Source organism: Streptomyces speibonae, from assembly GCF_984686075.1.
Genome location: NZ_OZ480260.1, coordinates 7908770 through 7924113, shown reverse-complemented (window position 1 = coordinate 7924113; position 15344 = coordinate 7908770). Strand labels below are relative to the sequence as shown.

General features: G+C 73.3%; 13 protein-coding genes. 5 read left to right on the top strand and 8 right to left on the bottom strand.

The features are described from left to right. Positions 1–159 precede the first annotated feature (159 nt). Positions 160–3414, top strand: a complete 3255-nt coding sequence (locus AC5L3C_RS35375; RefSeq protein WP_493653168.1) for a family 78 glycoside hydrolase catalytic domain — start codon at positions 160–162, stop codon at positions 3412–3414. A gap of 62 nt (positions 3415–3476) precedes the next feature. Here the strand turns inward: AC5L3C_RS35375 and AC5L3C_RS35370 are convergent, their stop codons facing one another. The 4 genes from AC5L3C_RS35370 to AC5L3C_RS35355 form a co-directional block, all read right to left on the bottom strand. Beyond that, positions 3477–3827 carry a DUF3140 domain-containing protein gene (locus AC5L3C_RS35370; RefSeq protein WP_493654162.1) on the bottom strand — a complete coding sequence of 117 codons (351 nt, stop codon included), beginning with the start codon at positions 3825–3827 and terminating at the stop codon, positions 3477–3479. A gap of 5 nt (positions 3828–3832) precedes the next feature. Further along, positions 3833–4063: a hypervirulence associated TUDOR domain-containing protein gene (locus AC5L3C_RS35365; RefSeq protein WP_493653167.1), complete on the bottom strand. Its 231-nt coding sequence runs from the start codon at positions 4061–4063 to the stop codon at positions 3833–3835. 129 nt (positions 4064–4192) lie between these two features. Next, positions 4193–6424: a catalase/peroxidase HPI gene (gene katG, locus AC5L3C_RS35360; RefSeq protein WP_493653166.1), complete on the bottom strand. Its 2232-nt coding sequence runs from the start codon at positions 6422–6424 to the stop codon at positions 4193–4195. A 32-nt stretch (positions 6425–6456) separates the two neighbouring features. Beyond that, entirely contained in the window at positions 6457–6894 is a 438-nt protein-coding gene (locus tag AC5L3C_RS35355; protein ID WP_125509534.1) for a Fur family transcriptional regulator, read from the bottom strand. A 261-nt stretch (positions 6895–7155) separates the two neighbouring features. Between AC5L3C_RS35355 and AC5L3C_RS35350 the strand changes: the two genes are divergently transcribed. After that, positions 7156–7602, top strand: coding sequence for a hypothetical protein (locus tag AC5L3C_RS35350; protein WP_493654161.1), 447 nt, complete (start codon positions 7156–7158; stop codon positions 7600–7602). Positions 7603–7630: 28 nt separating this feature from the next. On the opposite strand, the gene AC5L3C_RS35345 is transcribed toward AC5L3C_RS35350, so the two are convergent. Further along, positions 7631–8512: a YegS/Rv2252/BmrU family lipid kinase gene (locus tag AC5L3C_RS35345; RefSeq protein WP_493653165.1), complete on the bottom strand. Its 882-nt coding sequence runs from the start codon at positions 8510–8512 to the stop codon at positions 7631–7633. 62 nt (positions 8513–8574) lie between these two features. After that, positions 8575–10167, bottom strand: a complete 1593-nt coding sequence (locus tag AC5L3C_RS35340; RefSeq protein ID WP_493653164.1) for an FAD-binding oxidoreductase — start codon at positions 10165–10167, stop codon at positions 8575–8577. A gap of 74 nt (positions 10168–10241) precedes the next feature. Here AC5L3C_RS35340 and AC5L3C_RS35335 point away from each other — a divergent pair, with 74 nt between their 5' ends. Further along, positions 10242–10850: a TetR/AcrR family transcriptional regulator gene (locus AC5L3C_RS35335; protein WP_493653163.1), complete on the top strand. Its 609-nt coding sequence runs from the start codon at positions 10242–10244 to the stop codon at positions 10848–10850. Then, positions 10847–12427, top strand: a complete 1581-nt coding sequence (locus tag AC5L3C_RS35330; RefSeq protein WP_493653162.1) for a glycerol-3-phosphate dehydrogenase/oxidase — start codon at positions 10847–10849, stop codon at positions 12425–12427. Before AC5L3C_RS35335 ends, AC5L3C_RS35330 begins: the two co-directional genes overlap by 4 nt. An 8-nt stretch (positions 12428–12435) precedes the next feature. Here the strand turns inward: AC5L3C_RS35330 and AC5L3C_RS35325 are convergent, their stop codons facing one another. Continuing rightward, positions 12436–14487 (bottom strand): discoidin domain-containing protein, encoded by a 2052-nt coding sequence (locus tag AC5L3C_RS35325; protein ID WP_493653161.1) that lies wholly within the window; start codon positions 14485–14487, stop codon positions 12436–12438. A gap of 145 nt (positions 14488–14632) precedes the next feature. Here AC5L3C_RS35325 and AC5L3C_RS35320 point away from each other — a divergent pair, with 145 nt between their 5' ends. After that, positions 14633–14974, top strand: coding sequence for a VOC family protein (locus AC5L3C_RS35320; RefSeq protein WP_493653160.1), 342 nt, complete (start codon positions 14633–14635; stop codon positions 14972–14974). Between the two features lie 17 nt (positions 14975–14991). Here the strand turns inward: AC5L3C_RS35320 and AC5L3C_RS35315 are convergent, their stop codons facing one another. Continuing rightward, positions 14992–15342, bottom strand: coding sequence for a hypothetical protein (locus tag AC5L3C_RS35315; protein WP_493653159.1), 351 nt, complete (start codon positions 15340–15342; stop codon positions 14992–14994). Positions 15343–15344: the final 2 nt, after the last annotated feature.

The following is a 15344-nucleotide window of genomic DNA, read 5'->3' as shown; positions in this document are numbered from 1 at the left end:
GCGCGAGGTTTGTTCCGTTCCCTCCCCCCTGGTTTTTCCACTGCCGTCACACCTCTTGTAGTCCCTCACGCGGCGTCCATAGGATCGCTGAACAGCACCTCTGAAACGTTTCAAGCATCGTCTGTCGGGAACTGCCAGAAACGATCAAGGGACGCACACATGGCTGAAGGATGGAAGCGCAGAGTCTTCCTGCAAGGAACGGTGGCCGCCGGAGTCGGCCTCGGCGCGGCCACCGCCGCCTCGCAGGCGACGGCCGCACCGTCGGGCGGACCGGGGACCGGCGGCCTGCGCATCGTGCGCACCGGCGTGGAGTACGCCGAGACGCTGCTCGGAACGGACGTCGAACGCCCCCGTCTCTCCTGGGAACTGACGGCGCCGGGGCGCGGCGCCCGGCAGAGCGCCTACCGGATCCAGGTCGTGCGCGACCGGGCCCGCTGGGACGGCCGCATGGTCTGGGACTCCGGGAAGGTCGACTCGGACCGGACGGTCGGTGTCGCCTACGACGGCCCGGCACTGCTCCCCCGCACCCGCTACTACTGGCGCGTGCGGGTGTGGGACGCCCGGGGACGCGCGTCCCGCTGGAGCGAGCCCCGCTGGTGGGAGACAACGTTGTCGGACGACGACTGGCAGGCCCGCTGGATCGGAGCCGACGCCCCGCCGCAGCCACCGTCGTTCGAGGGCGCCTCGTGGATCTGGTCACCGGACGCCGCCCCCGACGACGCGCCCGAGGGCCCCCGGTGGTTCAGATCCCGGCTGGCCCTGCCCGAAGGGGCGGCGGTGCGGCGGGCGGTGCTCGTCGCGACCGGCGACGACGACTTCACGCTCCACATCGACGGACAGCGCGCGGCGCACGCCCCCGAGCAGCGGGACGGCTGGCGCACCGGCCGCACCGCCGACGTCACCGGACTCGTCCGCGGCGCCCCGCCCGGAGACATCGTCCTGGCCGCGGTCGCCACCAACCGGGCGGGAGCCTCCGTCAACCCCGCCGGCCTGCTGGTCCGGCTGCTCGTGGACACGGCCGACGGGGAGCACCACGAGCTGGTCACCGGGGACGGGTGGCGCGTCGCCGAGACCGAGCAACCGGGCTGGGAGCGGACCGACTTCGACGACGGCGCCTGGGCACCGGCCGCCGTACTCGCGCCGTACGGGCAGGGGCCGTGGGGCTCCGACGTGTCGGTGCCGGTGCCGGAACAGCCCGCGCCGCTGCTCCGCAGGAGCTTCACCGTCCGCAAGAGGATCTCCCGCGCGCGGCTGTACATCAGCGGGCTCGCCTACTACGAGGCGCACCTCAACGGCCGCCGCATCGGCCGGCAAGTCCTCGACCCGGGCTTCACCGACTACGACGAGACGGTGCTGTACGCGGTGCACGACGTGACCCGGCTGCTGGAGCGCGGCGAGAACGCCCTCGGTGTCACCCTCGGGCGCGGGTTCTACGGCATGACCACCCCGAACGTGTGGAACTGGCACCGCGCGCCCTGGCACGGTGAGCCGCGGATGATCGCCCAGCTGGAGATCGACCATCCCGACGGGTCCCGCACCACGGTGGTATCGGACGGCGAGTGGCGGATGACCGAGGGCCCGACCCGCTCCGACTCCCTGTACGCGGGTGAGACCTTCGACGCCCGGCTCTCCCCCGGCGACTGGACCCGTCCGGGGTTCGACGACAGCGCATGGCGCCCCGCGGGCGTGCAGGACGCGCCGGCCGGAACCCTGCGGGCCCAGGCGCACGAACCGGTCGGGATCGTCGAGACGGTGCGGCCCACGGAGATCACCGAGCTGCGTCCCGGGGTGTACGTGGTCGACATGGGCCGCACCATGGCGGGCTGGACGCGGCTGACCGTGCGGGACGCCGCCGCGGGCACGGTGGTGCGGCTGGCGCACGGCGAGAAGCTGAAGGACGACGGCAGTGTGCACGTCGAGTCGGACCTGGTGCCGGGGCGCTTCCAGACCGACGAGTACGTGTGCGCGGGCGGCGGCGAGGAGGTCTGGGAGCCCTCGTTCTCGTACAAGGGCTTCAGGTATGTGCAGATCAGCGGGCTGCCGGCGCGGCCCTCCCCCGGCCAGGTGCTGGGCCGGGTGGTGCACAGCGAGGTCGAGGAGGTGAGCGACTTCGCGTGTTCCGAGCCGTTCTACGAGTGGCTGGACGGCGCGATGCGGCGGACCGTGCTGAACAACCTGCACGGCATCCCCACCGACACTCCGATCTACGAGAAGAACGGGTGGACCGGTGACGCCCAGCTCGGGGCGCCCGTCATGGCCTATGCCTTCGGGATGCACCGGTTCCTGTCCAAGTGGCTCGGCGACCTGGCGGACAGTCAGACGTCGGCGGGCCAGCTGCCGGTGATCGTGCCCAGCGGCGGCTGGGGGTACCGGGAGGCGGCGCCCTCCCCGGAGTGGACCACGGTGTACCCGTTCGTGGTGCGCGAGATGTACCGCGTGTACGGCGACGAACGGGTGGCCCGGGAGCATTGGGACACCCTGGTGCGGTATCTCGACTGGGAGCTGAACCGGCTGGAGGGCGGGCTCGCGGTCACCGCGCTGGGCGACTATCTGCCGCCGGGCTACGGCGGCAATCCGCCCGAGGACACCCGGCTCACGGCGACGGCGTATCTGCACCGCGCGCTGCTGCACACGGCGGAGACGGGTGACCTGCTGGGCGAGCGGGAGACCGCCGCCCGCTACCGGGAGGCGGCGGACGCGCTGAGGGACGCCTTCAACGCGGCGTTCCTCGGCCCGCAGGGGCACTACCGCACGGCGAGGGACCCCGGGTACCGGCAGACCTCCAACGCCGTGCCGCTGGCCTTCGGTCTGGTGCCGCCCGGAGCCCGCGCCTCCGTCCTCGACAGCCTGGTGCGGGACATCGAGGAGCGCGGCAACCACCTCAACACCGGCGCGCTGGGCACCAGTGTGCTGCTGCGGGTGCTGTGCGCCCACGGACGGCCGGACGTGGCACACGCCGTGGCGACGCAGCGGACGTATCCGAGTTGGGGGTACTGGCGGGAGAACGGCGCCGACACCATGTGGGAGATGTGGCCGCTGGACTCCCGCTCCCGCGACCACTACTTCCAGGGCACGGTCGTGCAGTGGCTCTACGAGAACGTGGCCGGTCTGCGTCCGGGCGACGCCGGTTACCGCGCCTTCGTGGTGCGGCCCGACGCCCGCACGGGCGTGGACTGGGCGCGCACCTCGATCCGCACCGTGCGCGGCACGGCCGCGGTCTCCTGGACGCGGATCGACGGCCGGCTGCGGCTGACGGTGCGGGTGCCCGTCGGGGCGACCGCCGACGTCCATGTGCCGGGCGGGGGCCGCTCCCGGGTGACCGCTCCCGAGGGCGCCGAACACCTGCGCACCGAACCGGGGTTCGTGGTCCACCGGGTGCCGCACGGCACGTGGGAGTTCACCGGACGCGCCTAGGGCGCGGGCCCGGGGCGGTCACGGCGGTGGCGGTCGGACGACCGTGCCGTCGTGGCCGCCGGTCACCGGTGGGGCGACCCCTCGGCGAGCGGGTCGTGGCCCCAGTTCATCAGCGAGTGGCGCCAGCGGGTGTCGCCCACGTCGCCGGAGGGGCGCTGGGCGAGGTGGCGGCGGATGTAGCCGATCACCTTGCGCATGTGCTCGTAGTCGTCGTCGGAGAGGTCCTCGCGGCCGGCGCGGAGGATGCCGGCGATGCGGCGGCCGGAGGCGTGGCCGGTCGACTCGCCGCCGTCCTTGTGCTGTCCCGCGCTGTGGGACTCGTCCGTTTCCAGCCACTTCTCCAGGTCGCCGGGCTTCATGTTGACCAGTTCGCGGAACTCGTCCCAGGTCTCGTCCTTGCGGTCCGGGTCCACGGCGCTCACTTCTTCTTCCTGAGCGCGGAGGGCTTGTGGACCGCGTTCTTGCCCGACTTGTCGCTGCGCACCTCGTACTGCGGTTCCTCCTCGGAGGCGGCGACCGTGCGTCCGGCCGCCTCGGTGCGTTCGGTGATCTTCTTCTCGACCTTGCCGGTGGTCTCGCTGCCGTGGCTGCTCCAGGCGACCTCGTCGCCCTCGTGGAGATCCTTCCCCCGGTCGTCGCCCTTGCCCATCCCGGGCCTCCTTCGCGTGGCGGTCGGCTCGGTTCCACCCTGGTGGCAGGACGGCCCACGCGCATCTCGGGGCGGACACGGGTCCGGGCCGGCCCGTGCGGGCCGGCCCGGATCAGCGGTGCGGGCGGATCAGACCAGGTCGAACCGGTCGAGGTTCATGACCTTGTCCCACGCCTTGACGAAGTCCTGCACGAACTTCTCCCGGGCGTCGTCGCTCGCGTAGACCTCCGCGAGCGCGCGCAGTTCGGAGTTGGATCCGAAGACCAGGTCGGCGCGGGTGCCGGTCCACCTGACCTCGCCGTTGGCGGCGTCGCGGCCCTCGAACACGGTCTGATCCTCCGACGTCGCCTTCCACGTCGTGCCCAGGTCGAGGAGGTTGACGAAGAAGTCGTTCGTCAGCGTGCCCGGCGCGGTGGTGAACACGCCGTGTGCCGTCTGCCGGTGGTTCGCGCCCAGGACCCGCAGACCGCCGACGAGAGCGGTCATCTCGGGGGCGCTCAGGGTCAGCAGGTTGGCCTTGTCCAGCAGCAGGTACTCGGCGGGCAGGCGGTTGCCCTTGCCGACGTAGTTGCGGAAGCCGTCGGCGGTGGGCTCCAGCGCGGCGAACGACTCGGTGTCGGTCTCCTCCTGGGAGGCGTCCACGCGGCCCGGCGTGAACGGGACCTCGACGGCGTGGCCGCCGTCCTTGGCGGCCTTCTCGACGCCCGCGGCGCCGGCCAGCACGATCAGGTCGGCGAGCGAGATCCGCTTGTCACCGGTCTGCGCGGAGTTGAACGACTCCTGGATGCCCTCCAGGGTGCGCAGCACCGTTGCCAGGCGGTCGGGGTCGTTGGCCTCCCAGCCGCGCTGCGGCTCCAGGCGGATGCGCGCGCCGTTGGCGCCGCCGCGCTTGTCGCTGCCGCGGAAGGACGACGCCGACGCCCAGGCGGTCGACACCAGGTCGGACACCGACAGGCCCGAGGCGAGCACCTGCTCCTTGAGGGCGGCGATGTCCGCGGCGTCCACGAGCGCGTGGGTCCGCTCCGGCAGCGGGTCCTGCCACAGCAGCGTCTCCTCGGGCACCTCGGGGCCGAGGTAGAGCGACTTGGGCCCCATGTCGCGGTGGGTCAGCTTGTACCAGGCGCGGGCGAAGGCGTCCGCGAACTCGTCCGGGTTCTCCAGGAAGCGCCGGGAGATCGGGCCGTAGACGGGGTCGAAGCGCAGCGCCAGGTCCGTGGTGAGCATCGTCGGCTGGTGGCTCCTGGACGGGTCGTGGGCGTCGGGCACGGTGCCCGCCCCCGCGCCGTCCTTCGGCCGCCACTGGTGGGCGCCGGCGGGGCTCTTGAACAGCTCCCACTCGTAGCCGAAGAGGATCTCGAAGAAGCTGTTGTCCCACGTCGTCGGCGTGTTCGTCCACGTCACCTCGAGACCGCTGGTGATCGTGTCGGCGCCCTTGCCGGTGCCGTAGGTGTTCTTCCAGCCCAGGCCCTGCTCCTCGAAGCCGGCGGCCTCCGGGTCGGGGCCGACGTGGTCGGCGGGGCCGGCGCCGTGGGTCTTGCCGAAGGTGTGGCCGCCGGCGATCAGGGCGACGGTCTCCTCGTCGTTCATCGCCATGCGGCGGAACGTCTCACGGATGTCCCGGGCCGATGCGATGGGGTCCGGGTTGCCGTTGGGGCCCTCGGGGTTGACGTAGATGAGCCCCATCTGGACGGCGCCGAGCGGGTTCTCCAGCTCGCGGTCGCCGCTGTAGCGCTCGTCGCCGAGCCAGGTGGACTCGGGGCCCCAGTAGACGTCCTCCTCCGGCTCCCAGACGTCGGCGCGGCCGCCGGCGAAGCCGAAGGTCTGGAAGCCCATCGACTCCAGGGCGACGTTGCCGGAGAGGATCAGCAGGTCGGCCCACGACAGGCTCTTGCCGTACTTCTTCTTCACGGGCCACAGCAGGCGCCGGGCCTTGTCGAGGTTGGCGTTGTCCGGCCAGCTGTTGAGCGGGGCGAAGCGCTGCTGGCCGGCGCCGGCGCCCCCGCGGCCGTCGCTGATGCGGTAGGTGCCCGCACTGTGCCAGGCCATCCGGACGATGAGCGGACCGTAGTGGCCGAAGTCGGCCGGCCACCAGTCCTGGGAGGTGGTCAGCACCTCGGCGATGTCCCGCTTCACCGCCGCCAGGTCGAGGGACTGGAACGCCTCGGCGTAGTCGAAGTCCTCACCGAGCGGGTTCGCCACCGCCGGGTTCTTGGCGAGGATCTTCAGGTTGAGGCGGTCGGGCCACCAGCGGTGGTTCCCGCCGCCCTGGGTGGGGTGCGGGGCGCGCCCGTGCACGACCGGGCAGCCGCCCGCTTCCTCCGTCTTGGGCTCGGTGACGATCGCGTCATGGTTCTCGGTCATGGGGATCCTTCCGGGCGGATACGTTCGCGCAGTCACGTACTGCGGGAGGTGGAACAGCCGGGGCACAGGCCCCAGTAGACGACTTCGGCCTCGTCGATCACGAAGCCGTGACCGTCGGACGCGGTCAGACAGGGCGCGTCGCCGACCGCGCAGTCGACGTCGACGACCAGACCGCAGGACCGGCACACCAGATGGTGGTGGTTGTCCCCGACGCGGCCCCCGTAGCGGGCGGGGCCCCCCGCCGGTGCGATACGGCGCACCAGCCCTGCCTCGGTGAGGGCGTGGAGCGCCTCGTACACCGCCTGCAGGGAGACATGCCCTATGCGCCGGCGCACCTGGGAGGCGAGTTCCTCGGCTCCCAGGTGGCCGCCCTCGCGGACGGTTTCCAGGAGGGCGACGCGGGCCGCCGTCGCACGAAGGCCCGCACCGCGGAGCTCCTCGGCGGTGGTCGACGGCCGGGATGCGGTCATGGACCGAACCTATAGGCCCAGACACGAATAATTCCAGAGAACGAACCGGTCCAGCCTTGGGGCGTGTCCGGTTACTGCGGGTGTCTCCCCGGCTGTTCCGTGTGCCGGGGGTCAGGCGGCGGGGTCCAGACGGACGCAGCACCGGCCCGGTTCGGGCGCGAGACGGGCCTCGTACCCCGCTGCTCCGAGCCCTTCGAGCACGCCCCGCATCAGGTGCAGGTTCATACCGCACACCGTCTGCGTGTGGGCGCGGGCCAGCGCGTGGAAGGGGCAGTTGCCCAGGACGCCACGAGCGGCACGCCGGTCACGCCTCGGCGGGCCGCGCTCACCGACCCCGCCTACCAGGCGTACGTCATCCTCCGCACCGGCTTCACCGTGGCGCCGATCCTGTTCGGGGCGGACAAGTTCGCGAACCTGCTCGTGGACTGGCCCGGGTACCTCGCGCCGTGGATCGACGACGTCGTTCCGGGCAGTGCCCAGTCGGCGATGTACGCGGTGGGGGTGATCGAGATCGTGGCCGGTGTCGTCGTGGGCATCGCGCCGCGGTTCGGGGGCTGGCTGGTCGCCGGCTGGCTCGCGGGCATCATCGTCAATCTGCTCACGCTGTCCGGCTACTACGACGTCGCGCTGCGCGACTTCGGACTGCTGCTCGGCGCGGTGGCGCTGGCGCGGCTGGCCCAGCGCCACCACGGCGGCCGGCCGTCCTGACGCCCGCCGCGGCGGCCGGCCCCGGCGGTCAGTACAGGACGCTGAGCGCGCCGGGCAGGACCCGGACCGTGACGGGGAGGACCGCGTCGACCTCCCCGTCGGCGCCGTAGGGGATCTCCCGGTCGGCCTCGATGCGGATCCGCCTGCCCCGCAGGATCCGCACCTGGGGCCGGCGCACGTGTGCGCCGGTCGTGAGTTCCCGCATCAGGGCGAGGAACAGCAGCCGGGGCGCCTCCTCGATCATCACGACGTCCAGCAGGCCGTCGTCGACGCGGGCCTCGGGGGCGATGAGGCGGCCGGAGCCGTAGCAGCCGGAGTTGGCGGCGACCACCGTGTACCCGGTGTGCGGGTGCTCCGCGCCGTCGACGGTGACCCGGTAGCGGGCGGGCCGCCAGGCCGCCACGGCCCGCAGGCCGCCCGCGTAGTAGGACGCGGACCCCTTCAGCAGCCGGGACCGGTTGGCGTGGCGGTTGGCGAGCGCGTCCACACCGGCGTAGACGCTGCCCAGCACGACGGTGCGGTCGTGGACCGCCGAGGTGACCTCGAGGGTGTCGACCTGCCGGGGCTCGCCGTGCAGCAGGATGCGGGCCAGGTCCGCCGGGTCCCGGGGCAGCCCCAGGGCGCGGGCGAAGTCGTTGCCGCGGCCGGCGGGGACGAGCCCGAGCGTCGCGCCGGTGCCGCTGAGGGCGCCGCCGATGCCGCCCGCCACGCCGTCGCCGCCGACGGCGAGCACGATCCGTCCCCGCTCTGCGGCCTCGCGGGCCAGTTCCCGCGCGTGCTCCAGGCTGCGGCTGTACTCGGTGTGCAGTCCGGCGCCCTCCTCGCGGAGGTGCCGGGCCAGGGCAAGCAGGGCGGCCGCTCCGGTGGCCGCGCCCGCGGTGGGGTTGACGACGGCGGTGAACTGGCGCATCGGGGTGCCTCCGGGGCGAGCCGACGGACGGGGAACGGGCGGATGGAGGGCGGGGGTCGCGGTCAGTCGGCGGGCAGCAGCACGCCGGGGCTGAGCAGTCCCGCCGGGTCCAGCCGCCGCTTCACGGCGCGCAGGGCGTCGATACCGAGGGGGCCCGCCTCGCGGACGTACCAGTCCCGGTGGTCGGTGCCCACGCCGTGGTGGTGGCTGATGGTGCCGCCGGCGGCGAGGATCGCCTCGTTGGCGGCGTGCTTGGCGCGTGTCCAGTGCGCCACGGGGTCCTCGCCCCGGTCCGAGACGACGGTGAAGTACAGGGAGGCGCCGTTCTCATAGACGTGGGAGATGTGGCACATGACCAGCGGCGGGGTTCCGGCCCCGGTGAGCGTCGCGGTGAGCGCGTCGCGGACGGCGGCGTACAGTCCGGGCAGGCGGGACCAGAACGTCGCCGTTTCCAGCGTCTCCGCGAACGCCCCGGCGTCCAGGAGCGCGTCGCGCAGGTACGGCGCCGAGTAGCGGCCCTGCGCCCAGCGCCGGCCCGGCTCCTCGCCCAGGGGCGTGCCGCCGCACTCGCGCAGGACGACCGCGGCGCGTTCCCTGCGGTGGGCGGTGTCCTCCTCCGTGCCCTCGTAGCCGGCGACGGCCGTGCAGCCCGCGTCCCCCGCCGCGCCGGAGCCGATCGCCTCGGGGTCGGCCAGACCGATCAGGGTCTCGGTCTCGTCCGACAGGCGCAGCACGGTGGGCCGCGGCCCGTCCTGGGCGAGCCGGCGCAGCGCGGTGGTGCCCTGGTCGAACGAGGGGAAGCGCCAGCCCTCGTACACGGCGACCGGAGGGACGGGGCGGATGCGCACGGTCACCGAGGTGATGACGCCGAAGGCGCCCTCCGAACCGAGGACGAGCTGGCGCAGGTCGGGTCCGGCGGCCGAGCGGGGGGCGCGGCCGGTGTCGAGGGTGCCCTCGGGGGTCGCGAGGGTGAGGGAGAGCACCATGTCGTCGAACCGGCCGTACCCGGCGGAGGCCTGGCCGCTGGAGCGGGTGGCGGCGAAGCCGCCGATGGTGGCCCATTCGTAGGACTGGGGGAAGTGGCCGAGGGTGAAGCCGTGTGCGGCGAGGAGTGCCTCGGCCGCGGGGGCGCGCAGGCCGGGCTGCAGGGTGGCGGTGCGGGACACCGGGTCGAGGTCGAGCAGCCCGTCCATGCGCCGCAGGTCCAGCGCGACGAAGGCGCCGCGCCGTTCGGGGGCCAGGCCGCCGACGACGGAGGTGCCGCCGCCGAAGGGCACCAGCGGCAGGCCGTGCTCCGCGCACACCCGCAGGACGGCGAGCACCTCCTCGTGCGTGGCGGGCAGCAGGACGGCCGCGGGGACGGCAGTCGTGTCGCCCTCGCGGATGCGCAGCAGGTCGGTGGTGGACTTGCCGCGCGTGTGCCGGATGCGGAACTCCGCGTCGGTGCGCACCTGGGCCTCGTCGCCGAGCGCCTCGGCGAGGGCGCGGCGTGCGGCGGGCGCCAGGGGGCTCGGAGGGACGGCCAGATCCTCGAGGGCGACGGGGGCGGCCTCGCGCGGCTTCACACCGAGCAGATCGCGCAACAGCCCGATCACCGTGTCGGGCAGCGGCGTCGCCTTGGCCGGGTCGCCCCAGCCGCTCCACAGCATGTCCATGGCTGTCGTCCTCACCGGTCGGAAATGAGCGATGCCGTCACCCGACGGCCTCACCTGGCGTTACACTGTGACACATGACGCCCATTCGTCACAACGCTTCCGGTGGTGCGGACAACTACGCGGTGCTCGACGCGGTACGGGACTGTGTCCTGGCCGTCGGGGTCCGCCGCACCACGCTCACCGACGTGGCCCGCCGCGCCGGGGTCTCCCGTATGACGCTGTACCGGCGGTGGCCCGATGTGCGCACGCTGGTCGGCGATCTGATGACCCGGGAGTGGATCGCGGTCGCCACCGGGGCGATGCCCGAGCGCCGGCCGGGGGTGCCCGTGCGCGGGGTGATCACCGAGGGGCTGGTGGCGGCGGTGCGCGCCTTCGGCGTCCATCCGCTCTTCCGGAAGATCCTCGACGTGGACCCCGAACTGCTCCTGCCCTACGTCCTGGACCGCCGGGGAGCGAGCCAGGACGCCCTGCTGGACATGCTGACCGCCGCTCTGCGCGAGGGGCACGCCGACGGCTCGGTGCGTGCCGCCCATCCGGTGCGGCAGGCCCGGTCGGTGCTGCTGATCGTGCAGTCCTTCACCCTGTCCCTGCGGACCATGGCCGACGAGGACGACCCCGGCCTCGCCGCCGAGGCCTTCCTCGGCGAACTGCACGGCATCCTGGAGAGGACCCTCACGCCATGACCTCCCGCACCGGCCCGGCCCCCGCGTCCTCCCTCTCCGCCGCCCGGCGTTCGCGCGAACTGACCGCGACCGTGGGCGGGCCCGTCGTCGACGTCCTGGTCGTCGGACTCGGCGCCACCGGCGCGGGAGCCGCCCTGGACGCCGCGGCGCGCGGACTGAGCGTGGCCGCCGTCGACGCCCGCGACCTGGCCTTCGGCACCTCCCGCTTCAGCAGCAAGCTGATCCACGGCGGGCTGCGCTACCTCGCCTCCGGCCGGCTGGACGTCGCCCACGAGAGCGCGGTCGAACGCGGGGTGCTGATGGAGCGCACCGCCCCTCACCTCGTCCAGGCCCAGCCGTTCGTCCTGCCCCTCACCCCGCTGGTCGCGCGCGGTCAGGCCGCCCTGGCCCGGGCCGGGTTCCGGGCCGGCGACGCGCTGCGGCTCTCCGCGCGCACGGCCCGCGCCACCCTGCCCCCGCCGCGCCGGCTCTCCGTGGTGGAGACCCGCCACCTCGCCCCCGCCCTGCGGCGCGACGGACTGCGCGGCGGCCTGCTGTCCTGGGACGGCCGGCTCACCGACGACGCCCGGCTGGTGACCGCCCTCGCGCGGACGGCCGCCGCGCACGGCGCGCGGATCCTCACCCGGGTCAGGGCGCTGGAACTGACCTCGGCCGGGGCCCGGATCCGTGACGAACTCACCGGCGAGACGGGCGAGATCCGGGCCCGCGCGGTAATCAACGCGGCGGGCGTCTGGGCGGGCGGTCTCGTCGACGGCGTCCGGATACGGCCCTCGCGCGGCACCCATCTCGTCCTGCGCCCCGAGAGCCTCGGACCGCTGACCGCCGGCCTGCACATCCCCGTCCCCGGGGAGAGCAACCGCTTCGTGCTCGTCCTCCCCCAGGAGGACGGCCGGGTCTACGTCGGCCTCACCGACGAACCCGTGGAGGGCCCCGTCCCCGACGTCCCCCAGGCACCTGAGACGGACATCGGGTTCCTCCTGGACGTCCTGTGCTCCGTGCTGCACGTCCCGGTCCACCGCGGTGACGTCGTCGGCGCCTTCGCCGGACTGCGCCCGCTGCTGGACACGGCGCCGGAGGGCGCCGACCCGCCGGTCAGGACCGCCGACCTCTCCCGCCGGCACGCGGTGCTCACCTCCTGCGAGGGCGTCGTCACCGTCGTCGGCGGCAAGCTCACCACGTACCGGCGCATGGCCGAGGACGCCGTCGACGCCGCCGTCCGGGTCCGCGCGCTGGCGGCCGGCCCCTCCCTCACCGCGTCCCTGCCGCTGGTGGGCGCAGCGCCGCCGCACGTCCTGGCCGCACTGCCCGCACCGCGCCGCCTCGTGCGGCTCTACGGCGGCGAGGCACCCGCCGTCCAGGCGCTCGGCGCCCGCGACCCCGGGCTGGGCGAGCCGGTGCTGCCCGGGTATCCGGTCACCGGCGCCGAACTGCTCTGGGCCGTACGGCACGAGGGAGCTCTCGACGCGGAGGACGTCCTGGACCGCCGCACCCGCATCGGCCTCGTCCCCGCCGACCGGGCCAGGGCGCTGGAGGCGGCCGGGGCGCTCCTGGACAGGGCGTTCTCCCGCGGCGGCTGAGCCGGCCGTCAGCGTTCGCGGACGAGGACCTCGTGGAGCGAGTAGCCCCAGCCGGTCCCCCGGTCCAGGAACCGGATGCGTAGGTACCGGGCCGGTGCGGGGGTGAACACGGCCGTGTCCAGGCCACCGTCGCCGGAGGCGGTGGACCAGGCGGTGCGCCAGTCCGTGCCGTCGGCGGACAGTTCGATACGGTACGCCGTCCCGTACGCGCGTTCCCAGTCCAGGGTGACCCGCCCGACCCGGCGCGTCTCCCCCAGGTCGACGCGGAGCCACTGTCCGTCGCTCCAGTCGCTTGCCCACCGGGTGCCCCGGTCGCCGTCCACCGCCCTGCCGGGTGCGTAGCTGGTGAACGGGTTCCACTCCGTGGAACTGGCCGTCGCCCGCGCACCCTCGGCGAGGTTCGTGCCGGGCCGGTGCCGCTCTGCGGCTCCCCAGGTGCCGAGGTAGGATTCGGCGCCCCGGAAGAGGTCGTCCACCACGTGCCGGCCGCCGACGCGCCGGATGTCCTCGATCCAGTCGGGGACGAGGCCGTAGTGCGCGGCGCCGTCGGTGTTCAGGTCCCAGGTGCGGGCGCCGGTGGTCTGCCGGTCCAGGACGGAACCTCCGTCGACGCTGCGGAAGGGATAGGTCACGGGGTCGGGCGCGTCCGCGCCGCGCGGTGCGGGCCAGCCGCCGACGCCGTTCATGTCCGTGCCGTAGCCGTAGCCCACGCCGTACTTCTCGCGCAGTTCCCCGGTGCGGTCCGCCTCGGTGACGAAGTGTTCCGAGCCGTGCATGTACTGGGCGACGAAGCCGCCGAGGCCGTAGACCCGTTCGGTCCAGGCGAGGTCCATCCAGCTGTGCGAGGACAGGACACCGGGGTACGACTCGGCCTCGAAGAGGTCGAGGACCCTGCCGGTGGCCTTGACGCTCATGTGGTCGATCTCGAGCATCATGTGACGTCTCATCATGCCGCGCACGGCGTACTCGCCGAGTTCGGTGAGCCCGCGGACGTTGCACCGCGCGCCCTCGTCGTAGGCGGGGACCCGCACGCCCTCCGGCAGCCTCTTCTGGGCGGCGGGCGCGGAGTCGGGCCCGATGGGGTTGTCGGACTGCGGGCCGGTGCACTCCTCGGTCCGCCAGAAGGTGCCGGTGGACAGGAACTGCCCGACGTTCACCGCGGTGCCGAGCGCCCCCGAGTCGAACCGCACGCCGCACAGCGCGTTGTCGAACTTGTGGCACAGGAACATGCTGCGCACGCCCAGCGCGTACAGTTCGTCGAGTCCGGCGTCGATGTCGGCCCGGTCGCACTGCGGGACGTCCAGGATCTGCTTGCATCCGAACGGCTCGGAGGTCTCGACGCCGAGGACGACCGCGAGCTTGCCCCGGGCGATCACCTCACGGGCCTGGGCGCTGTCGGTGACGATCCGGAACCAGCCCTTTCCCGGTCCGCCGTACATGCCGTCGATGTGGTCCTGCATGGCGTACGTCAGCCCGGCCTGGAGCCGGATGGACGTCATCTCGTCGCAGTTGCGGTCCTTGAAGAAGTACACGGAGCAGATCACGCCGTTGGTGACGAGGTCGTTCACCATCACGCGCTGGCCGCCGCGCCAGGCCCGCTCGATCCAGGCGTAGTAGTTCTGCTGGTGCGTCAGGGAGTCATGGGCGGGCCAGTCGGCGAAGGTGGGCCAGCCGACCGGGTCGTGCCTGCCGTCGCCGCCGTTGGTGAGGAAATCGAAGACGGCCAGCGAGCCGTCGGGGTAGTGCTCGGGGCAGTCCTTGAGCGCGTCGGCGATCCCCTCGGCGGAGAACGCCTTGCCGCAGATGAGCCGGCCGCCGAAGGCCTCGTTGGACATGACGTGGTTGTGCGCGTCGACGAAGCCGCGGACCTCACCGGCGGCTCCGGTCCCCGTGAACGGCTCGCCGGTGACGCCGATCCCGGAGTCGGGCGCGGGCCGGGCGGGAGGATCCCACCAGTTCCCGCCGGCGGCGGCACTGGGGGTGGGTCCCAGGGCCGCGGCCAGCACGAGCAGGAGGAGCGTGACGATCCCCAGGTCCCGGCGTGTGCGATACGTGGTCACCGTGCACGTCCCTCCGCCGACGGAGTTGTCATGACCTGTACAGCCACTGGGGTGAGAATCGCTACGCACGGGTAGGGCGTCAAGGGCCCGCGTCGCCCCACGGCCCGGCCGCCCTCGCGGACGTCACCGGCCGTAGCATTCCCGCATGACTCTCGACCTCTTCGCCGGCATCCCGGTGAGTGACTACGCCGCCGCCCTGGCGTGGTACGAACGGCTGCTCGGCACTCCCCCGACCTATGTCGCGAGTGACACCGAGGCCGTGTGGGAGCTCGCGGAACACCGGTCGGTGGCCGTGGAGCACCGCCCCGAGCACGCGGGCCACGCCCTGCACACGGTGTTCGCCGACGACTTCGACGACCGGGTCTCCCGGATCACCGCGCGAGGGATCGAGCCCGTGCGGCGGGAGACCTACGCGAACGGCGTCCGCAAGGCCGTGTACCGGGACCCGGACGGGAACGAGTTCGGCCTCGGCGGAGCACCCGCCTGAGTCACCCCGGGCCGGGGCTACCCCCTGCCGCCGGTCTCGTAGTGCAGGGAGATGGAGCGCAGGACGTCGGCGGAGGACACGTCGGTGCGGCCCTCGTCGTGGACCTCGGCGAGCTGCACGAAGGCGAAGGTGAGCGCGGACGCGATCTGCACGATGGCGGGGCCCAGCTTCTCGGTGACGATGTCCGCCACTTCGCGCGCGGTCGCGTCGGCGGGCAGCTGGACGTGCGGCAGCATCTCTTCCAGAAGCGTGGCGACCGCCCCGCTCCCGGCCACGTCGGCCTCCGGGTTCTCCCGCAGCCGGCGCCGCATCTCCAGGGCCTCGGTGAGGATGCCGACGCTCCGCTGCATGATCTCCCGCTGCTCCATGG

What these genes read in the sequence shown, in the direction of transcription:
- AC5L3C_RS35335 (WP_493653163.1), top strand. Translation starts at nt 10,242, where the DNA reads ATGACGCCCATTCGTCACAACGCTTCCGGTGGTGCGGACAACTACGCG.
- katG (WP_493653166.1), bottom strand. Translation starts at nt 6,424, where the DNA reads ATGACCGAGAACCATGACGCGATCGTCACCGAGCCCAAGACGGAGGAA.
- AC5L3C_RS35315 (WP_493653159.1), bottom strand. Translation starts at nt 15,342, where the DNA reads ATGGAGCAGCGGGAGATCATGCAGCGGAGCGTCGGCATCCTCACCGAG.
- AC5L3C_RS35345 (WP_493653165.1), bottom strand. Translation starts at nt 8,512, where the DNA reads ATGCGCCAGTTCACCGCCGTCGTCAACCCCACCGCGGGCGCGGCCACC.
- AC5L3C_RS35340 (WP_493653164.1), bottom strand. Translation starts at nt 10,167, where the DNA reads ATGGACATGCTGTGGAGCGGCTGGGGCGACCCGGCCAAGGCGACGCCG.
- AC5L3C_RS35365 (WP_493653167.1), bottom strand. Translation starts at nt 4,063, where the DNA reads ATGGGCAAGGGCGACGACCGGGGGAAGGATCTCCACGAGGGCGACGAG.
- AC5L3C_RS35375 (WP_493653168.1), top strand. Translation starts at nt 160, where the DNA reads ATGGCTGAAGGATGGAAGCGCAGAGTCTTCCTGCAAGGAACGGTGGCC.
- AC5L3C_RS35355 (WP_125509534.1), bottom strand. Translation starts at nt 6,894, where the DNA reads ATGACCGCATCCCGGCCGTCGACCACCGCCGAGGAGCTCCGCGGTGCG.
- AC5L3C_RS35320 (WP_493653160.1), top strand. Translation starts at nt 14,633, where the DNA reads ATGACTCTCGACCTCTTCGCCGGCATCCCGGTGAGTGACTACGCCGCC.
- AC5L3C_RS35330 (WP_493653162.1), top strand. Translation starts at nt 10,847, where the DNA reads ATGACCTCCCGCACCGGCCCGGCCCCCGCGTCCTCCCTCTCCGCCGCC.